This window comes from Pedobacter sp. BG31, assembly GCF_042464845.1.
Lineage (GTDB): Bacteria > Bacteroidota > Bacteroidia > Sphingobacteriales > Sphingobacteriaceae > Pedobacter > Pedobacter suwonensis.
The window spans coordinates 164,758-181,077 of record NZ_JBHNZK010000005.1; the positions used below are offsets into that span (position 1 = coordinate 164,758).

Here is a 16,320-nt window from a genome sequence, read left to right on the forward strand (position 1 = left end):
AATGCGAATAAGCTTTGAGCAAAATAACATCTTCTATCAGATAAAGTTTTAGATTTTAACCCTCTACCATCCGCCTTTATAGCCTTTACCTGTCTCATACCAGCGCAGCATTATTTACTTCGATCTCCGTATTGCCTGCCAGTTGATAAAACTGATTTCTGATGCCGATTTCTGCATCAACACCTGTATTGTTTTTGATATTGATGCTGTTTCCGTCAATGTTCACCTTTAAGGTAGCTCCCCGGAAGCCGATAGTAAAAGAAAAAGATTTCCATTTACCCGGCAAGAAAGGACTAAAATGCAATTTACCATCACGTACACGCATACCGGCAAAACCTTCCACCACACTCATCCAGGTTCCTGCCATTGAGGTGATGTGCAGACCGTCCTCTGTATCGTTGTTATAATCATCCAGGTCTAAGCGTGCAGTACGTAAGTAAAATTCATAGGCCCGTGCCTCGTCGTTTAATTTTGCGGCTAAAATACTGTGTACGCAAGGCGATAACGAACTTTCGTGTACGGTACGTGGCTCATAAAAATCAAAGTTTCTTCTGATGGTTTCCAAATCATAATCGTCTTCAAAGAAATACAATCCCTGCAAAACATCGGCCTGTTTAATAAAGCATGAACGTAAAATCCTGTCCCAGCTCCATTTTTGGTTAATCGGGCGTTCACTTGCCGGAAGATCTTTCACCAAAATCTGCTCTTTATCTAAATATCCATCCTGTTGTAAGAAAATCCCCAATTTTTCATCTTGTGGATAATACATTTTCTCGATGATATCGGCCCAATCAGCAAATTCTTTTTGATCGAAATCCAGGGCTTTCAACAGCCTGTTATATTTTTCGGGTTGTTGCGCTTTTACAACTTCGGCAGCTTCTGTTGCATATCTCATACACCAAGTAGCCAAAATATTGGTGTACCAATTGTTGTTTACGTTATTTTCGTACTCATTTGGTCCGGTTACACCAAGCATTACATATTGTTGTTTATCGTTGCTCCAGTTTACACGTTGCTTCCAGAAACGGGCAATACCGATCAATACTTCTAAACCATAATCAGAAAGATAACTTTCATCTCCTGTATAACGGATGTAATTAAAAATAGCAAAAGCGATGGCTCCGTTACGGTGGATTTCCTCGAACGTAATTTCCCATTCATTATGGCATTCTTCGCCATTCATGGTAACCATCGGGTACAAGGCAGCCCCGTCTTTGAAACCCAATTTAGCCGCATTTTCTATAGCTTTACCCAATTGTTTATAACGATAAACTAAGAGGTTTCTGCTTACATCCTGCGGAGCAGTTGCCAGGTAAAAAGGCACGCAGTAGGCCTCTGTATCCCAATAAGTAGAGCCACCATATTTTTCGCCTGTAAAGCCTTTTGGACCGATATTTAAGCGGTCATCTTTACCGGTATACGTTTGAAAAAGCTGAAAAATATTAAAACGGATTGCCTGTTGTGCAGAAACATCACCTTCGATAATAATATCACTTTCTTTCCACTTCGCTGCCCAGGCTTCGCTTTGTTCTTTTAGTAAAGTATCAAAACCCTTGGCAGATGCTCGGGCTATTACGGATTTGGTTTCTTTCAGAAGTGACTCTTTCGGATAATTTTCTGAAGATAAATTCGCGGCAATTTTTACCAGCGTAACCTTTTCGTTTGCTTTAGCATCTACAGAAAAAGTTTGCCCGACGAATTTCTCTTTACGTACAGCCTCTGGACTGATCGCCAACCGCTCTGCATTCGTATACAGTTCGACGTTACTGCCAGTGCAAACTTCAAATTCAGTTTTCTTTGTTCTTAGTTTGATATAAGCTTCTGTTCCGGAGATTTCATCAACAACTTTATCCCAGAACTTTTCATCGTAGTTACTGTCCTGATTTTTGACATCCCCATCAATAAAAGGTGTTAATGTTAATCTGCCATCAAAATTTAATGGTGTAATGCTATAACGGATGGCACCAACTTCATCATCAGCAATGCTGCAAAAACGGGTTGATTTAACTTTTAGTGTTTTACCACTTTTCAGTTTTGCCGTGAAAGTACGTTCCAGGTAACCAGCATGCATATTCAGCACCCTTTTAAAATCGCTTACCCCGGCTGTTGCCAGATCAAGAATTTCATCATCTACTTTCACCTCTATTCCTACCCAGTTTGCGGCGTTTAAAACTTTGGCGAAATATTCAGGATATCCGTTTTTCCACCATCCCACGCGGGTTTTATCCGGATAATAAACACCAGCAACATAATTTCCCAATAAGGTTTCTCCTGTATAAGTTTCCTCAAAATTGGCGCGCTGGCCCATACGTCCATTCCCCAAGCTGAAAATACTCTCGGAAATTTTATTTAAATGTGGATCAAAGCCTTCTTCGATAATATTCCACTCATCTGCTTTAATGTAGTTTTTCATATTCTAGTATCGAGTAGTTAGTATCAAGTATTAAGACATAACGCCCTAAACCTTAAACCCTACACCTTAAACCTTTTTTATAATTCTTCTAAATCTTTTACTGTTAATTTGTCTAATCCGCTTACTACCAGATCAGCCTGGCTAAGCACATTTTTTTCGCCGATACCGATGGCTTTCATTCCACCTCTTTTTGCCGCTTCTACTCCTGCAACAGCATCTTCAAAAACCACACATTCTTCGGGTGTAAAGCCTAAAAGTTCGGCCCCCTTTAAAAACACCTCAGGATCGGGTTTTGATTTGGTCACCATATTTCCATCGACGATTTCATCGAAAAAATGGGCAAGGCCTGTTCTTTCTAAAATAATTCCAGAGTTTTTGCTTGCCGAACCCAAGGCCAGTTTGTAACCCGCTTTGTGAATTGCCGTTAGAAAATCTACTGTTCCAGGCAAAACTTCTGCTGGCGTCATTTTGGTGATCATATCTACATACCAGCCGTTTTTCAAGCTAGCAAGCTCTTCTTTCTCTGCGTCGTTTTTTTGTACACCACCCCAGGCCAAAATCTTATTCAGACTTTCTACCCTGCTTACACCTTTTAATTGCTCATTCTGCTCTTCTGTAAAATCGAAGCCCATGGTATTGGCCAACCGTTTCCAGGCTTTATAATGATAAACTGCGGTATCTACCAGTACGCCATCTAAATCGAATAAACAAGCTTTGATTTGAGATTTGAGATCTGAGATTTTAGATTGGAGATTTTCTTGCATTTTTGTTATATTTTTTTGTATCAGGTAGTGAGTATTGAGTAGCAAGTAATGAGTATCAAGATGTAAGTCCGACACCTTAAACCATCTACCTTTTACCTTTCTACCTTAATTCAAGCACCAAAGTGGTCTTTGCGGGTACTTTAATATTTTTAAATCCGATAGTTTCGCCGGTGATCACATTTTTTGCGCTTGTAATTCCAGCTGTTCTTTCGGCAAAACGATCTGTACTTAATGCTTTTTCGTTTTCTGTATTGTTTACAATAACCATTACCGTGCCTTTTGGTTCTGCATTGTATCGGAAGTACACATACACATCATCCTGAGGAACAAACTGCATTAATTTGCCTGTTTGTAAAGCCAGACTACTTTTACGGAAATTGGCCAGCCTTTTAACAAAATCGAAAGCTTCGTTTTCTTTTTTGGTACGTCCATCAGCCACAAATTTATCTTTTTTATCACCCTCCCAGCCGCCAGGAAAATCAGAACGGATCAGCCCATCCGGATTGGAAAAGTTTTTCATTAAAATTTCAGTTCCATAATACATCTGAGGAATGCCACGCATGGTTAACAGGATACTCATTCCCATTTTGTATTTATCAAAATCTTCGCCAACCATCGAATAGAAGCGGCTCATATCGTGGTTATCTAAAAAGATGCAGTTGGTATTCGGGTTTTTATACAGAAAATCGTGAGCTAAGGTGGCATACAAACGGTTAATACCGTCTACCCAACCATTTTTACCGTTTATTCCTTCATAAATGGCATCCTTTAACGTTGCATCTGTAATCCCCTGCAAATGGGTATCAAAACCGCGGTTAACCGTATTGCCCCCTGTAAAAAAGGCCTGGTTTGCTACTGCAGTCACCAATGTTTCACCGAAAACCGAAAGATGCGGAAATTCAGCCTGAACTTTTAAAGCCCAATCGGCCATATAAACCGGATCGTTATATCCATAGGTATCCAAACGTAAACCATCTATACCTGCATATTCGATCCACCAGATATGGTTTTGGGTAAGGTAATTCTGTACATATGGATTACGCTGATTTAAATCGGGCATTGTCGGTACAAACCAGCCATCCAGCATCTGTTTGCGATCTGCAGCAGAAGCATGAATATCCATTACGGTTTGATCGCGGTAACTGGTTTGTGTATATTTTGGCCATTGGTTTAGCCAGCTTTTCATCGGTAAATCTTTATAAAACCAGTGTTGGGTACCAATGTGGTTGTGTACAATGTCTTTAATTACTTTTAATCCTTTGGCATGTGCAATCTCTACGTATTTTTTGTAAAGTGCATTGGTACCAAAACGCGGATCTATTTTATAATGATCGGTTACCGCGTAGCCATGGTAAGAAGCCTGTGGCATGTCATTTTCTACCTCCGGAGTCATCCAAACTGTGGTTACGCCTAAATCTTTCAGGTAATCAAGGTGATTAATTACGCCCTGGATATCGCCACCGTGGCGGTAGTACATACTATCGCGGTTCAATGCCGTTTCAGTTAAATCCTGAACCACATCGTTGCTTTTATCGCCGTTCGAAAAACGATCGGGCATCAGCAGATAGATAAAATCTTTGTTGGTTACCCCTTGAATCCTGCCTGCGCTTTTATCACGGTTTTTTAATTCATAGGTATAACTGAATATCTTTTTGCCCTTAGCTGTAAAGTTGATCGGAAATTTTCCGGCCTTAGCAGCTGGTGCAATGGTTAAATCAAGAAATAAATAATTTGGGTTTTCTACTTTGTTTACTTTTAGCAGTTTTACCCCAGGATAAGTTAAAGAAACTGAACTAGAAGCAATATTTTCGCCGTGAACCAGCAATTGCAGTTTAGGATTGTGCATGCCGGCAAACCAAAACATCGGTTCGATACGCTCGAGTTTTTGGGCAAAAAGACTATTGAAAGATAAGATAAGTAAAAGCACAACGGCACTGCTTACCTTATTTAAAAAAGTGTTAGTATGAGCATTAAATAGCAAAGTAAATTTTTTAAGGGAATTGATTATGATCATGCTAAAACTTAAAAATGCCCCGCAGCAAGAAATGCTGCAGGGCGGTATGTATAACAAATTAGTTTTTAACCATTGTGGCTTTTTTAGCAGCCACATCTAAAGTGATGGTATAGGTTCCAGCAGTGGTAACCGCAATATTATCACCCCCGTTTGTAAGGGTGCTTAAACTACCACCAAGGTTGGTTCCCCAATCGTGCGCAAACCTGAATTTAAATGCCCCGGTAGTTAAAGTGGTTTTAATGGTATAAATGTTTGCTTTGCCATCGTTTGTCACCTTCATATCGGTATCATTGCCCCAGCCACCTGCGGTTGCGTCGCCAATAATCGACCATTCTTTCGGAACGCCGATGGTGTAAGTACCCGCGTTCAGGTCAACAGTTACCTGTTTCACTACTGCATCAGGTGATTTAAGGTTATCGCCTGCACTGCTGCTGATTTTACCACTTCCTGCGTCACCATAAGCTACATCCCATTTTTTTGCCGGGGTAACTTTAAACTCAAGGTTGCCTGGTGTGAATGCGATCATTCCTGTATAAATGCCATTGCTTGAAACAGAGATCAAACTATCGGCAGTTGAAGGATTCCAGCCCTGATACGCTCCCGGAACGTATACCCATGCAGAGGCAAGATAAGGCGTAGCAGTTAAGGTAATCACGTTTGAATAAGTTAAATCGTTTGCTGCCGCACCCGATTTTAGTCTAACCTCAATCTGTGCTGCAGTTCCTACCTTTCCGCCAAGGGCCAAAATCATATTGTTTACCTCGGTAACGGTTGGTGCATAAGTCTTAGTAGTTACGGCCACCTCTCTAACCGGAGAAAAATTAGTGCCTTTTAAGCCAAACTGTAAGCTGGTATTTACCGGCACCACGTATCCGGTTGAAGTAGCAAGCGGGTAGCTTAAGGTAAATGCTACCTGCGAGGCATTAGATTGTACCAGGTTAAGCGTAGTTGCTGATGTGGTTAATGTTCCTGCAGGGCTAATATTTGAAACGGTCTGCGTTTCGTCTTTCTTACACGACCACAGCGAAACCGCGATAAGGCCAACTGCCAGGGTTTTGAAAAATATCGATTTCATCTCTCTTAAGATTAAATATTAATAACCAGTATTTTGAACCAAATTCGGGTTTGCAATCAGATCTGCTAAAGGAAGCGGATACAAATTACGGTAAGCAGGTAATGATGCCCCCGCCTGTACACCACCTTTGAATGGCCACAAATAAGTTGAACCTGTAAATTTACCATAGCGCACCAAGTCGGTACGGCGATGACCTTCCCAATAAAGTTCTCTGGCACGTTCATCCAGGTAAAAGTCTGTAGTTAACGCCGCCTCAGAAACATCTCCAGAGGTATTGCCATAAGCCCTTCCGCGCAACAGGTTTACATACGTTCTGGCTTGCGATAGACTACCGCCTGAACCTCCACGGGCAACAGCTTCACCATAAATCAGGTATTGCTCTGCCAAACGAAATAATGCGAAGTCAAGCGAGCTGAAAGTTCCGTTCAATGAGCGGCCCATTGCACCTGTAGAAGTTACATTTTTGAATTTGGTTACGCGTAAACCATCAGTAAATTCGCCTACAGCATCAACATTTCTTTTTGTACCAAAAAATACACCACGTTTATCCTGGCTTCCATTAGCATCAGGAAAAAGTGCCGGCAGGTTTTGCCTGGTCCTGTTGCCTCCCCAACCACCATTTGGCACGCCGTAAGTCGTTGGGTTCATATCTCCATTGATGGCCGCATTAATTAAAAACGTTGTACCGCCATAGTTGGTACCGTTGATGCCGTCATAGTTGATGGTTAGTATATTCTCGGTATTGTTCACTTCATTATCTGCTTTGAACAAATTCATATAGTTTGCTTTAAGGCTGTAACCTGCATTGATTACCTTGCTTGAGTAGGTAATAGCCTCGGTATACTTAGCTGTTCCGGTATACACCTGAGCATTAAGATATAATCTTGCCAGTAAAGCCCAGTCAGCCCCTTTATCTGCACGTCCGTATTCATTGGTACGCGCATCGGCTAAATCACCTTCAATGGCTTTTAATTCTGATTCTATATAGGTAAACAAGGCAGCCCTTTGGATCTGTTTAGGGTTGACTTTACCAATGGCATCATCCTCGGTAATAAACGGCGGGTTTCCGAAAGCATCCATCAATACCCAGTACTGATAGGCGCGTAAGAAACGTGCCTCGGCACGGTAACGGTTAATTGCACTAGCGTCGGCTCCTGTAATGTTTCTGCCCGCCAATTTTTCAGGTGTACTTTCGCGAAGAAACTCATTGCAGAAAGTGATCTGCAGAATACTCCTTGAATATAAACCGCGCAGAAACTGGTTATCCGGACTTGGTGTACCATAATCCAGTTCGGGAATCCCCACATCGCCCCAGGCACAGATGGCCTCATCGGTTACCAGTTCCTGTGAGGTCCAGAATAACCTTAAAAAATCGGCAAAACCTGCGTTCAGACCGCCAACATCGCTGTTATCTGATCCGGATGGACTGGTAAGTGCATAGGTTGCGTATAGCTTTACCAAGCTGTTTTTGTAACCTGCCGGCGTTGCATAAACGTTCTCGGCGGTAACGTCATTGGTAGGCCTCAGGTTTAAATCTTCTTTTTTACAAGCATTTAAACTGATAGCCAGGAAACCCAATGCCAATATTGTTTTAAATGAATTTTTCATTTTTTCTATTTCTTTTTTCAGTATTAGAAACCAACATTTAAGCCCAAAGTATAGGTACGTGGACGAGGATAAAGGTTATAATCGATACCCGAAACCAGTTCCGGATCTATACCCTTGTATTTGGAAACCACAAACACATTCTGGCAGTTTGCAGAGATACGCATGTTTGCATTTCCGGTTTTAGACAGTTTACCAACATTATAGGATAAACCAAGGTTATCCATCTTCAGGAAAGAAGCATTTTTGATAAAATAGTCGCTCAGGTACTGTACACCGGAACTTCCCGAGAAATTGGTTACATATAAATCTGAAGTGGAGTTGTTCAGAATTCCCTGGGTACTCAATACATTGTTCCTGATACCAAAGTTTGACGAAATATTGTCGTAAACGTAGTTACCGATATTGGCCCTTAATACTGTGCTCGCGGTCCATTTTTTATAGGTAAACGAGGTATTAAACCCTAAGATTACTTTAGGATCAGGTGATTTATAGAAATACTGGTCGGCTGCAGAAATGCTACCATCACCATTCAGGTCCTGATAAACACCTTCTAACGGTTTACCATCGGCATTGTATACCTGTTTATACACAAAGAATGAACCTGGTAGCTGGTTAACCGCATTGTATTTAAGATGGATGCCTGTACCTCCCGTAATATCGCCTGCATCAATTTTGAAACCAGAGTTCGGATTTAAGGTTAAGTTGGTAACCTCTCTTTTATTATATGCGGCATTGATGCCCAGTTCCCAACTGGTATTCTCTGTTTTAATGGCCACAAAATTTAAACTTGCTTCAGCACCTCTTACATCCATATTACCCACGTTAGTAGTTAATACGTTGGTAAAGTTGGTTCCCACCGGAATAGTTACGGTACTTAACAGGTCCTTGGTTTTTTTATAGTAAACATCAATGCTTCCATATAACCTTCCTTTTAGGAAACCGTAATCCAAACCAGCATTGTAAGTAGTTGTGGTTTCCCATTTCAAGTCAGGATCGTAACCTGCCGGACTATAGTAGTTGTAAAAATTATTACCTACCTGGTACTGACCATTGTTTGTGCTGGCATAGTATTTAGAAAGGTAATCGTAGTTACCAATACCATCTTTGTTACCCGTTTCACCATAGCTTAAGCGTAGTTTCAGGTCAGATAAGGTTTCGCTGTTTTTCAGGAAATTCTCTCCGATAATTCTCCAGGTAAAACCTACTGACGGGAAATAACCCCAACGGTTATTCTGGGCAAATTTAGAAGAAGCATCAGCCCTCATCGTACCTGATAAGATATATTTATCGTTCAAGGTATAGTTGAAACGTCCGTAATAAGAAAGCAGTTTATTCTGCTCAACGGAAAAAGGAAAAACAGGTGTGGTTAACAGTTCGCCTGTACCTTTGTAGGTAGCGAAGTTGTAATTGGTAACCGCATCATCGTAATAACCGTAACCGGCAGTTACATCAAATCTGCTTTTAATGCTTTCGATAGTTTTAGCATAACTTAAGTATGCTTCAGAAAATTTATTCATTTCGGTATTTAACCTGTTTGAATAAGATCCGCTGGTTGATGCACTCTGGGCTGCATAGGTCGGCACGATGGTGCGTCCATAACCTTTTGAGTAATCGTAACCCAGGTTTACAACTGCATGTAATTCAGGCAAAAAGTGGAAAGAATAATCCAATTTAAGATTACCAAAGCTTCTTGCGGCATTTCCACGGTTATCCTGTTGCCTGATCAGCGCTACCGGATTGCGCGGTGCATTCGGGTTAGGTACACCATTAGTACTTAACCATTCGAAATAACCACCATAGTTATTATTGGCATAAACAGGTTGTGTAGGATCGAACTGAATTGCCGCGCCTATAGCACCGTCATTTGGATATTGTGATTGGCTTAAAGATCCTTTCAAGTTCAGTTCGGCTTTCAGGTGATCAGTGAAAAATTTAGGAGCAACAGATATCGCACCTGTAGCCCTTTTCAGTTTACTTGTAATTACCACACCATCCTGATCAAGATAGCCTGCCGATACGCGGTAAGGCACTCCTTTTAAAGACCCTGCAATACTTAAATTATTATCGGTAGAGAATGCGTTCTGATAGATTTCATTCTGCCAATCGGTATTTGCTGTACCCAATAATGCTTTTTGCGCAGCGGTACCGTTTGCGTTTACAAAAGCCCGAACCTGATCTGCAGTAAGCACATTTACTTTTTTGGCAACGCTGGCAATGGAGTTATTTGTACTGAAATTGATTACAGGTTCTCCTGATGCCCCTTTTTTAGTGGTGATTAGAATTACCCCGTTAGATGCCCTTGAACCATAAATAGCTGTTGCGTTGGCATCTTTCAAAACAGTAAAAGTTTCGATATCGTTAGGGTTGATCAATGACAGCGGACTTGGTGCGTTACCAATGCTGTTACCGCTGAAAGGCACCCCGTCAACTACGATCAAAGGATCATTACTGGCATTGAGCGATGCACCGCCACGGATACGGATGGTACTACCGCCCCCTGGTGCGCCACCACCCGAAACGATGTTTACACCAGCTACTTTACCCTGGATCAATTGCTCAGGCGTGGTAATGGTGCCTTTTTGGAAATCCTTGGAGTTGACCGTAGTGATTGAACCAGTCAGGTTTTTCTTTTCAGCGGTACCATAACCGATGACCACCACTTCATTCAGTTTTTGCGCATCGGGTACCAATTGAAAACTAACCGTCGCATTTGCCGAAACGCTTACCGCTTTATCAAGTGTTTGATAACCGATAAAACTTGCAGATAACGTTATCTGACCATTAGATAAACCGGCAAGTTTAAAATTACCATCAACATCGGTTGATGTACTTCTGGTTGTACCTTTAACAATTACAGAGGCACCGGGCAATGGCAGGCCACTTTCATCAAGCACCTTTCCGGATACCGATCCGGTTTGTGCTTTTACCATTAATGCTGAAAAAACCAACAGCACCAAAAGCCCCTGTTTTAACAGGTAAAATACTCTCATATTTGAAGCTCGTTTAAGTATAAAAATTTGGTTAAATATTATAGTGATTTACACATAGGCCTAATTTACAGCTGTTATTGAGATTTCAAAATTTATTTAAAAAATATATTTCGGGTTAAAATATCAATTAAAAAACTCGCTGAAAAATCCATTTTTAAAAGCAAGTCGAAACTCATATTAAATAATTATTAAAATCACAAATCATTGATATTTAGATATTTAAAAAATTAATTTTTCAATTTAAAGTGTAAAAAATACACTAAGTTGTTTTTAAGCCTTTTTTCGGGAACGTTCCCGAAAAAAATAGATCAAAATTTTGTCATCTTTCGGGAACGTTCCCGAAAATCGATCAGAATTCTGCGTATTTTACACTAAGTGAAGAAATTTTTTGAAAATTTCAGACCAAAAAAGGCCTTGTTTTCAGACCTACTTTTACCTACTTATTGGTCGAATTCCGCTTGATTATTTTGGAGGTTAAAACCACCTCATTTAGCCGGTTTTTATTGGCATGATTATCCAATACCGTGAACAATAATTTTGCTGCTTCTTCTCCGATTTCGGTAGCGGGCTGGGTAATGGTGGTCAGTGAAGGATTTAACAAAGGAGCGATCTCCAAACTGGAAAAACTGATTACTTTTAAATCACCGGGAATATTAATACGAAGATCGTAACAGGCATAATAAGTGGCAAAAGCCAAACGCTCAACCGAGGTAAAAATACCATCGGGTTTTAACTGTGTTAAAGCTTCTTTAATGATCATGCTATTTTCCTCATAGCTGTTACTGCAATCTACAATCAGGTTTTCATCAAATGGAACCTGATGTTTGGCCAGGGCATCAATATAACCCTGCATACGGGTTTTACCTATTGATAAACTTTTATTCACCACCAGATAAGCAATTCTCTTGCAACCCTGCTCTATTAAATGTTCAGTGGCCAAAAAACTGCTGTCATAATCATTGGTAATTACCCTGGGCGTATTAATGTCTTCGTAAACCCTGTCAAAAAACACCAGAGGCAATCTTTTACTGCCAAATGTATTAAGGTAATTATGGTCGTTAGCCTCTCCTGAAACCGACATGATAATCCCATCAGCCCTACCGTTGTGCAAATGCTGGATGAAAGTTACTTCTTTTTGGTAATCATCATCAGTTACATAAATGAGGATGTGGTAACCGTTTTCCCTTGCTATGCGTTCAATACCGTGGATGGCCTGTGAGAAATAATTATTGGCCAGTTCTGGAACAATAACCGCTATGGTTTTGCTTTTTTGCTCTCTTAAATTACTGGCGTAATGATTGGGCTGGTAGTTTAATTCCTTTGCCTTTGCCAATATACGTTCCTTGGTAGCACTATTGATGTCACTATTATCCCTAAAAGCCCTCGAAATTGTAGAAGTAGATAAATTTAATGCTTCTGCTAACTTCTTAATATTAATGCTGTCCATTTTTGGCCGTTAAACCTTCTCGTTTGAATAAACGCTGTAAATATAATGTCTCGCATTTAAAATAACCTTCTTTTTTGAATATTATCCTATAAATAGTTTTTACCACACTGTGTATGTCCTGGTATTATCGCATCTTTTGTAGTCCATTGATAAAAAAAATGCAGGTCATTTTTCCCGGATAATGTTTAAACCCCTTTAAGCTGTAGCAGAATCATTAACCTGGTTTTTCAACACCGCTGGATTTGTAGGAATGATAAGTCTGGTGCGGATGATATCCCCTTCTTTGCTTGCATTTAATTGATAATTATCCAGATCGGACAGAATTTTGCACAATAACAATCCGATACCATGCCCTTTGGTTTCCACTGAAACGCTCTGGCGATTCGCATAAAAATCATTTACTGTGGCAACGTTAGCTAACTTGTTATAATTTTCAACTTCAAATATGGCAGCTATATCTGTTTTGATCAGCCTGATGTGAACAGGTTGATCTGCATCTGAATACTTTACGGCATTGCTTAACAGGTTTCGCAGAATAAAGGTTATATGATGCTCGTTCCCCAATATTTCAACATCGGCGGCTATATCTGTCGTTAAAGTAATGTTTCTGGCAGTGGCAATGCCTCTGGTAGAATTAATGGTACTGCTTAATGCAATTGCAGGATAAAAAGGTGCTATAAGATGATCATAATGCATATCTAAGGCACCCCATAACAACAGTTTATCTAATATTTCATTTGCGGATTGCTGCACATTAGATAGCTGTTCAATGAGTTCTTCCTGTCTTGGCGTACCCATATGCCGCTTAAGGAGAAAGGCTAATGCATGAAGATCTGCCAACGCGCCTTTAAGGTCATGTCCCATTATCGAAAGAATTCTATCTTTATGCGTATTAAGCGCGCTCAGCTGGTTTGTGCGTAGGTTTAAAGCTTTATTTAGTTTTCTGTTACGCAGGACAAAAAGAAACGTGATCAGCAATATCGCGCCTGTTGCTGCAAATAAAAGCCGATAAAAATTACTGCGCTGGTTCGCTTTGTAGCGCTCAAATCCAACGTGCTTAAGTTTTTGGGTCGAATCCTGCAGCTTATGATTGGATATCAGGTTATCAATTGCCACACTATTTTCCTGCGTAACGATACTGTCGCGGATGGCTCTTGATTCTTTATAAGCCTCAAAAGCGAATTTATAGCGACCAAACTTCTTCGCTGAATTAGCCCGATGCTCTAGAACCTTATACAACAAATCTTTGTCCTGTGCCTTTTTGGCAAGTTCAACCGCCTCTATATAATATTGATTTGCCTGAGTAAAATGATCCGCAAAGCTTCCGAGGTGATCAAGCGCGTTCGACTGTTCACGATATAAATGGGCTTCCTTTGCCAAACTAAATGCGCGATAGGCCATTTTCCTGGCTTTGGCAACATTTCCTTTGGCATAATAGATTTTGGAAGCATTGGTCATCAGGATCAGATAGGCATTATAATTTGGAGTGGCAAAAGGTTTGGATAGTCCCAGTTCATAATACTTCAACGCCATGTCAAGCTTATCCGATTGCTCAAAATAATTACCAATGTTAACACAAAGATCGATGTAATTGGTATGCAACTTATCCCAATCTTCTTTTGAAAAGGATGATTCTGGTTTGTTTAGCAACGATCGAATCAGGTTAAAGGATTTAAAATAATACCGATAACTTTCAGCAGTATTGCCTGTGGCTACATTAATGGAAGCAAGTATCGAATAGCATATTGGTAATTCAACGTACACTTTGTTTCGTTCGTAAAATCTAATGGCTCTTAAAATACTAGCTGTGGCGTGTTCGTAATCTGCATTTTTATAATAAAGTACACCTCTTATTCTATTTACATTGGCTAATACAAGCAACTGCCCGTTTTTATCGGCCAGTTGCTCTGCTTCGTCAAGCGATGCTAAACTTTCATTTTTTAGTCCTTTGTTCATTAATGCAATCCCTTTTCTAAACAACAGCTTAGATAGCCCTTTATCAAATGTTATAGATTTTGCATGTTGTATCCCTAAGTCGGCATACTTTATTACCAAATTGGGCTGGTACCGATATTTTGAAATACTATCTAATAAACTGTTTACCCTGTTTGTATCAACTGGTACATCTGTCGAAAGTTTTGCACTTACTTCCCTATTGGAATTAAGGAAAAACACAATCAACATGAACAAATATGGAAGCTTTTTGTAGCTGATATCGGAGAAAGTTATTTTAGTGTGCATCGAGCGAGATTGATAGTTATGACGACGGACTAATCTAGTAAAAAATATAATTTACCAAAAGTGGCCATTACCCTGTCGGTTCCGAAAGATATTTTTTTAAGGATTTCAATTCAACAAATCCCTAACTTTATCCAAAATATGGGGCGTATGACAACAGAGACAAAAATTAACGAGAAAAGAAAACACCGCTGCGTGATTGTTGACGACGATCCATTGCTCGTTGAACTCCTTGAGGCTTATATTAATGATACGCCGGAACTAACCTTTGCCGGTAGTTTCACCAATGCCTCAGACGCCATACAAATGTTAAGCGACGAACAGCAAATTGATTTTTTATTTCTAGATATCAAGATGGATGGGATTTCGGGCATTGAAGCTGCAGTAAAGTTGAGAGATACCGTGAAATACCTGATATTTATTACAGCCTACAGTCAGTATGCCATGGATGCCCATCAGGTAAATGCAGACCAATACCTGCTTAAACCGGTTAGCTATAGCAAATTTATCTCCTGCCTTAATGGGCTTTTAGAAAAGAATAACAGACAACAGCGGTTATCCTGATAATTACCCGGTTTTTTATGGGCCGTCTCTGACGGATAGTTTTTCTTCACTTAAAATAGGAACGCGTTAAAGAATATATCCTAAATTCTTCATGATCTGACAAAGTCCACGCCTGATCAAGAAAGTTGCAATGAGGTTTAAGTAATTTGAGCGGAAAAGCTTCTAAATTATTCGCCTGGATTTGGTAAGGAATCCAGCAGCTAAAAAAGCTGATCAGCTTGCCATTAAAATTCTTTACACAAATATTCTTTTTTTTTAAAACAAAAAGCATATTTGCCGCATTAATAACCTATACGCAATCAATCATCTTCTCAATTACCAGTTGAAAAACAAAAGATATGAAATAACATTACAAAATGGCGAACAAAAAAATACTGATTGCCGATGACGACGAAGGAATTGTGGATGCAATCACAATGATTTTGGAAGTGATGGGCTATGATGTTGAATTTACTTATGATGGTGGGGCAGTTATTGATGCTGTAAAAAACAAACCAGATTTAATTATGCTGGATATATGGATGAGCGGTTATGATGGCAGAGATATCTGCAAACAGCTTAAAAATAATCCTCAATTCAAGGAAATTCCTATTTTAATGATTTCAGCCAGCAGAGATATCAGACAATCTGCACTGGATGCCGGCGCAAATGATTTTATGGAAAAACCATTTGAGATGGACTCTTTGTTGAATAGAGTTGAGATTTTATTGAATTAGATGAATAGATTTGTATTATAAAGCTCGCCTGGTGATCTTCATCCGGAGGAAAACCAGGTGAAGTGGAAACTTTGATCTAGCGGGTAGTTACTTGAGTTCCTTAAAATAAATCCTTTCGGGCAGGTGTTTAAAAACAAATTCTGTTACACGACAAAGCCAAATTTTATGGTTTTTAAATTCTCCACGAAACTGTTCTAACAGGTAGTCTCCTACCACCGCCCAAATTCTCTTCACGCGCATAAACAAGCGCTAAAATTTCGGCATTTTGTATGAGCTGGTCGGCCATTAATAACTTACATTCATTTTCAGAAGCGGCTATCCAGTTTAACAACTCATCAGCACCTTCTACCATTTGCAAATCTTCAATTGCCCCACCCCACTCGGGAATGTCAGCATACCATTCATGTCTTGCTTTTTATAAAAACGAATAGTTCTCTCCATATTTTGTAAAGAAAAAAAATCCAGTCCAATAATCCTGATAAAAAACACGA

General features: G+C 39.9%; 11 protein-coding genes and 1 pseudogene. 2 read left to right on the forward strand and 10 right to left on the reverse strand.

Features of this window, described 5'->3' with window-relative positions:
* Window positions 1–94: 94 nt before the first annotated feature.
* The 8 genes from ACFE6N_RS08715 to ACFE6N_RS08750 all read right to left on the reverse strand — a co-directional run bounded on the left by ACFE6N_RS08715 (window position 95) and on the right by ACFE6N_RS08750 (window position 14,552).
* On the reverse strand, window positions 95–2,413 hold the full coding sequence (locus ACFE6N_RS08715) for a glycoside hydrolase family 65 protein (RefSeq protein WP_378935623.1): 2,319 nt from the start codon (window positions 2,411–2,413) through the stop codon (window positions 95–97).
* Window positions 2,414–2,490: 77 nt separating this feature from the next.
* Window positions 2,491–3,177, reverse strand: a complete 687-nt coding sequence (pgmB, locus tag ACFE6N_RS08720) for a beta-phosphoglucomutase (protein WP_378935625.1) — start codon at window positions 3,175–3,177, stop codon at window positions 2,491–2,493.
* 100 nt (window positions 3,178–3,277) lie between these two features.
* Window positions 3,278–5,191: a glycoside hydrolase family 13 protein gene (locus tag ACFE6N_RS08725; RefSeq protein WP_378935627.1), complete on the reverse strand. Its 1,914-nt coding sequence runs from the start codon at window positions 5,189–5,191 to the stop codon at window positions 3,278–3,280.
* 58 nt (window positions 5,192–5,249) lie between these two features.
* Window positions 5,250–6,266 (reverse strand): SusE domain-containing protein, encoded by a 1,017-nt coding sequence (locus ACFE6N_RS08730; protein ID WP_378935629.1) that lies wholly within the window; start codon window positions 6,264–6,266, stop codon window positions 5,250–5,252.
* Window positions 6,267–6,284: 18 nt separating this feature from the next.
* A complete protein-coding gene (locus ACFE6N_RS08735; protein WP_378935631.1) occupies window positions 6,285–7,874 on the reverse strand; it encodes a RagB/SusD family nutrient uptake outer membrane protein in 1,590 nt (529 codons plus the stop codon).
* Between the two features lie 23 nt (window positions 7,875–7,897).
* A complete protein-coding gene (locus ACFE6N_RS08740) occupies window positions 7,898–10,864 on the reverse strand; it encodes a SusC/RagA family TonB-linked outer membrane protein (RefSeq protein WP_378935633.1) in 2,967 nt (988 codons plus the stop codon).
* Window positions 10,865–11,300: 436 nt separating this feature from the next.
* Complete coding sequence (locus tag ACFE6N_RS08745) at window positions 11,301–12,311, reverse strand: LacI family DNA-binding transcriptional regulator (protein WP_378935635.1); 1,011 nt, start codon at window positions 12,309–12,311, stop codon at window positions 11,301–11,303.
* Window positions 12,312–12,506: 195 nt separating this feature from the next.
* On the reverse strand, window positions 12,507–14,552 hold the full coding sequence (locus ACFE6N_RS08750) for a sensor histidine kinase (protein ID WP_378935637.1): 2,046 nt from the start codon (window positions 14,550–14,552) through the stop codon (window positions 12,507–12,509).
* Between the two features lie 147 nt (window positions 14,553–14,699).
* Between ACFE6N_RS08750 and ACFE6N_RS08755 the strand changes: the two genes are divergently transcribed.
* Window positions 14,700–15,113 carry a LytR/AlgR family response regulator transcription factor gene (locus ACFE6N_RS08755; protein ID WP_378935639.1) on the forward strand — a complete coding sequence of 138 codons (414 nt, stop codon included), beginning with the start codon at window positions 14,700–14,702 and terminating at the stop codon, window positions 15,111–15,113.
* Window positions 15,114–15,469: 356 nt separating this feature from the next.
* Complete coding sequence (locus ACFE6N_RS08760; protein WP_090986470.1) at window positions 15,470–15,829, forward strand: PleD family two-component system response regulator; 360 nt, start codon at window positions 15,470–15,472, stop codon at window positions 15,827–15,829.
* Window positions 15,830–15,916: 87 nt separating this feature from the next.
* Here the strand turns inward: ACFE6N_RS08760 and ACFE6N_RS08765 are convergent, their stop codons facing one another.
* Entirely contained in the window at window positions 15,917–16,069 is a 153-nt protein-coding gene (locus ACFE6N_RS08765; protein ID WP_378935641.1) for a DUF6717 family protein, read from the reverse strand.
* Window positions 16,002–16,226 (reverse strand): annotated as a pseudogene (locus ACFE6N_RS08770) (DUF6717 family protein); the annotation flags it as partial. The pseudogene ACFE6N_RS08770 and the gene ACFE6N_RS08765, both read right to left, overlap by 68 nt.
* Window positions 16,227–16,320: the final 94 nt, after the last annotated feature.

What these genes read in the sequence shown, in the direction of transcription:
- ACFE6N_RS08730 (WP_378935629.1), bottom strand. Translation starts at nt 6,266, where the DNA reads ATGAAATCGATATTTTTCAAAACCCTGGCAGTTGGCCTTATCGCGGTT.
- ACFE6N_RS08725 (WP_378935627.1), bottom strand. Translation starts at nt 5,191, where the DNA reads ATGATCATAATCAATTCCCTTAAAAAATTTACTTTGCTATTTAATGCT.
- ACFE6N_RS08745 (WP_378935635.1), bottom strand. Translation starts at nt 12,311, where the DNA reads ATGGACAGCATTAATATTAAGAAGTTAGCAGAAGCATTAAATTTATCT.
- ACFE6N_RS08750 (WP_378935637.1), bottom strand. Translation starts at nt 14,552, where the DNA reads ATGCACACTAAAATAACTTTCTCCGATATCAGCTACAAAAAGCTTCCA.
- ACFE6N_RS08735 (WP_378935631.1), bottom strand. Translation starts at nt 7,874, where the DNA reads ATGAAAAATTCATTTAAAACAATATTGGCATTGGGTTTCCTGGCTATC.
- pgmB (WP_378935625.1), bottom strand. Translation starts at nt 3,177, where the DNA reads ATGCAAGAAAATCTCCAATCTAAAATCTCAGATCTCAAATCTCAAATC.
- ACFE6N_RS08740 (WP_378935633.1), bottom strand. Translation starts at nt 10,864, where the DNA reads ATGAGAGTATTTTACCTGTTAAAACAGGGGCTTTTGGTGCTGTTGGTT.
- ACFE6N_RS08715 (WP_378935623.1), bottom strand. Translation starts at nt 2,413, where the DNA reads ATGAAAAACTACATTAAAGCAGATGAGTGGAATATTATCGAAGAAGGC.
- ACFE6N_RS08755 (WP_378935639.1), top strand. Translation starts at nt 14,700, where the DNA reads ATGACAACAGAGACAAAAATTAACGAGAAAAGAAAACACCGCTGCGTG.
- ACFE6N_RS08765 (WP_378935641.1), bottom strand. Translation starts at nt 16,069, where the DNA reads ATGCGCGTGAAGAGAATTTGGGCGGTGGTAGGAGACTACCTGTTAGAA.
- ACFE6N_RS08760 (WP_090986470.1), top strand. Translation starts at nt 15,470, where the DNA reads ATGGCGAACAAAAAAATACTGATTGCCGATGACGACGAAGGAATTGTG.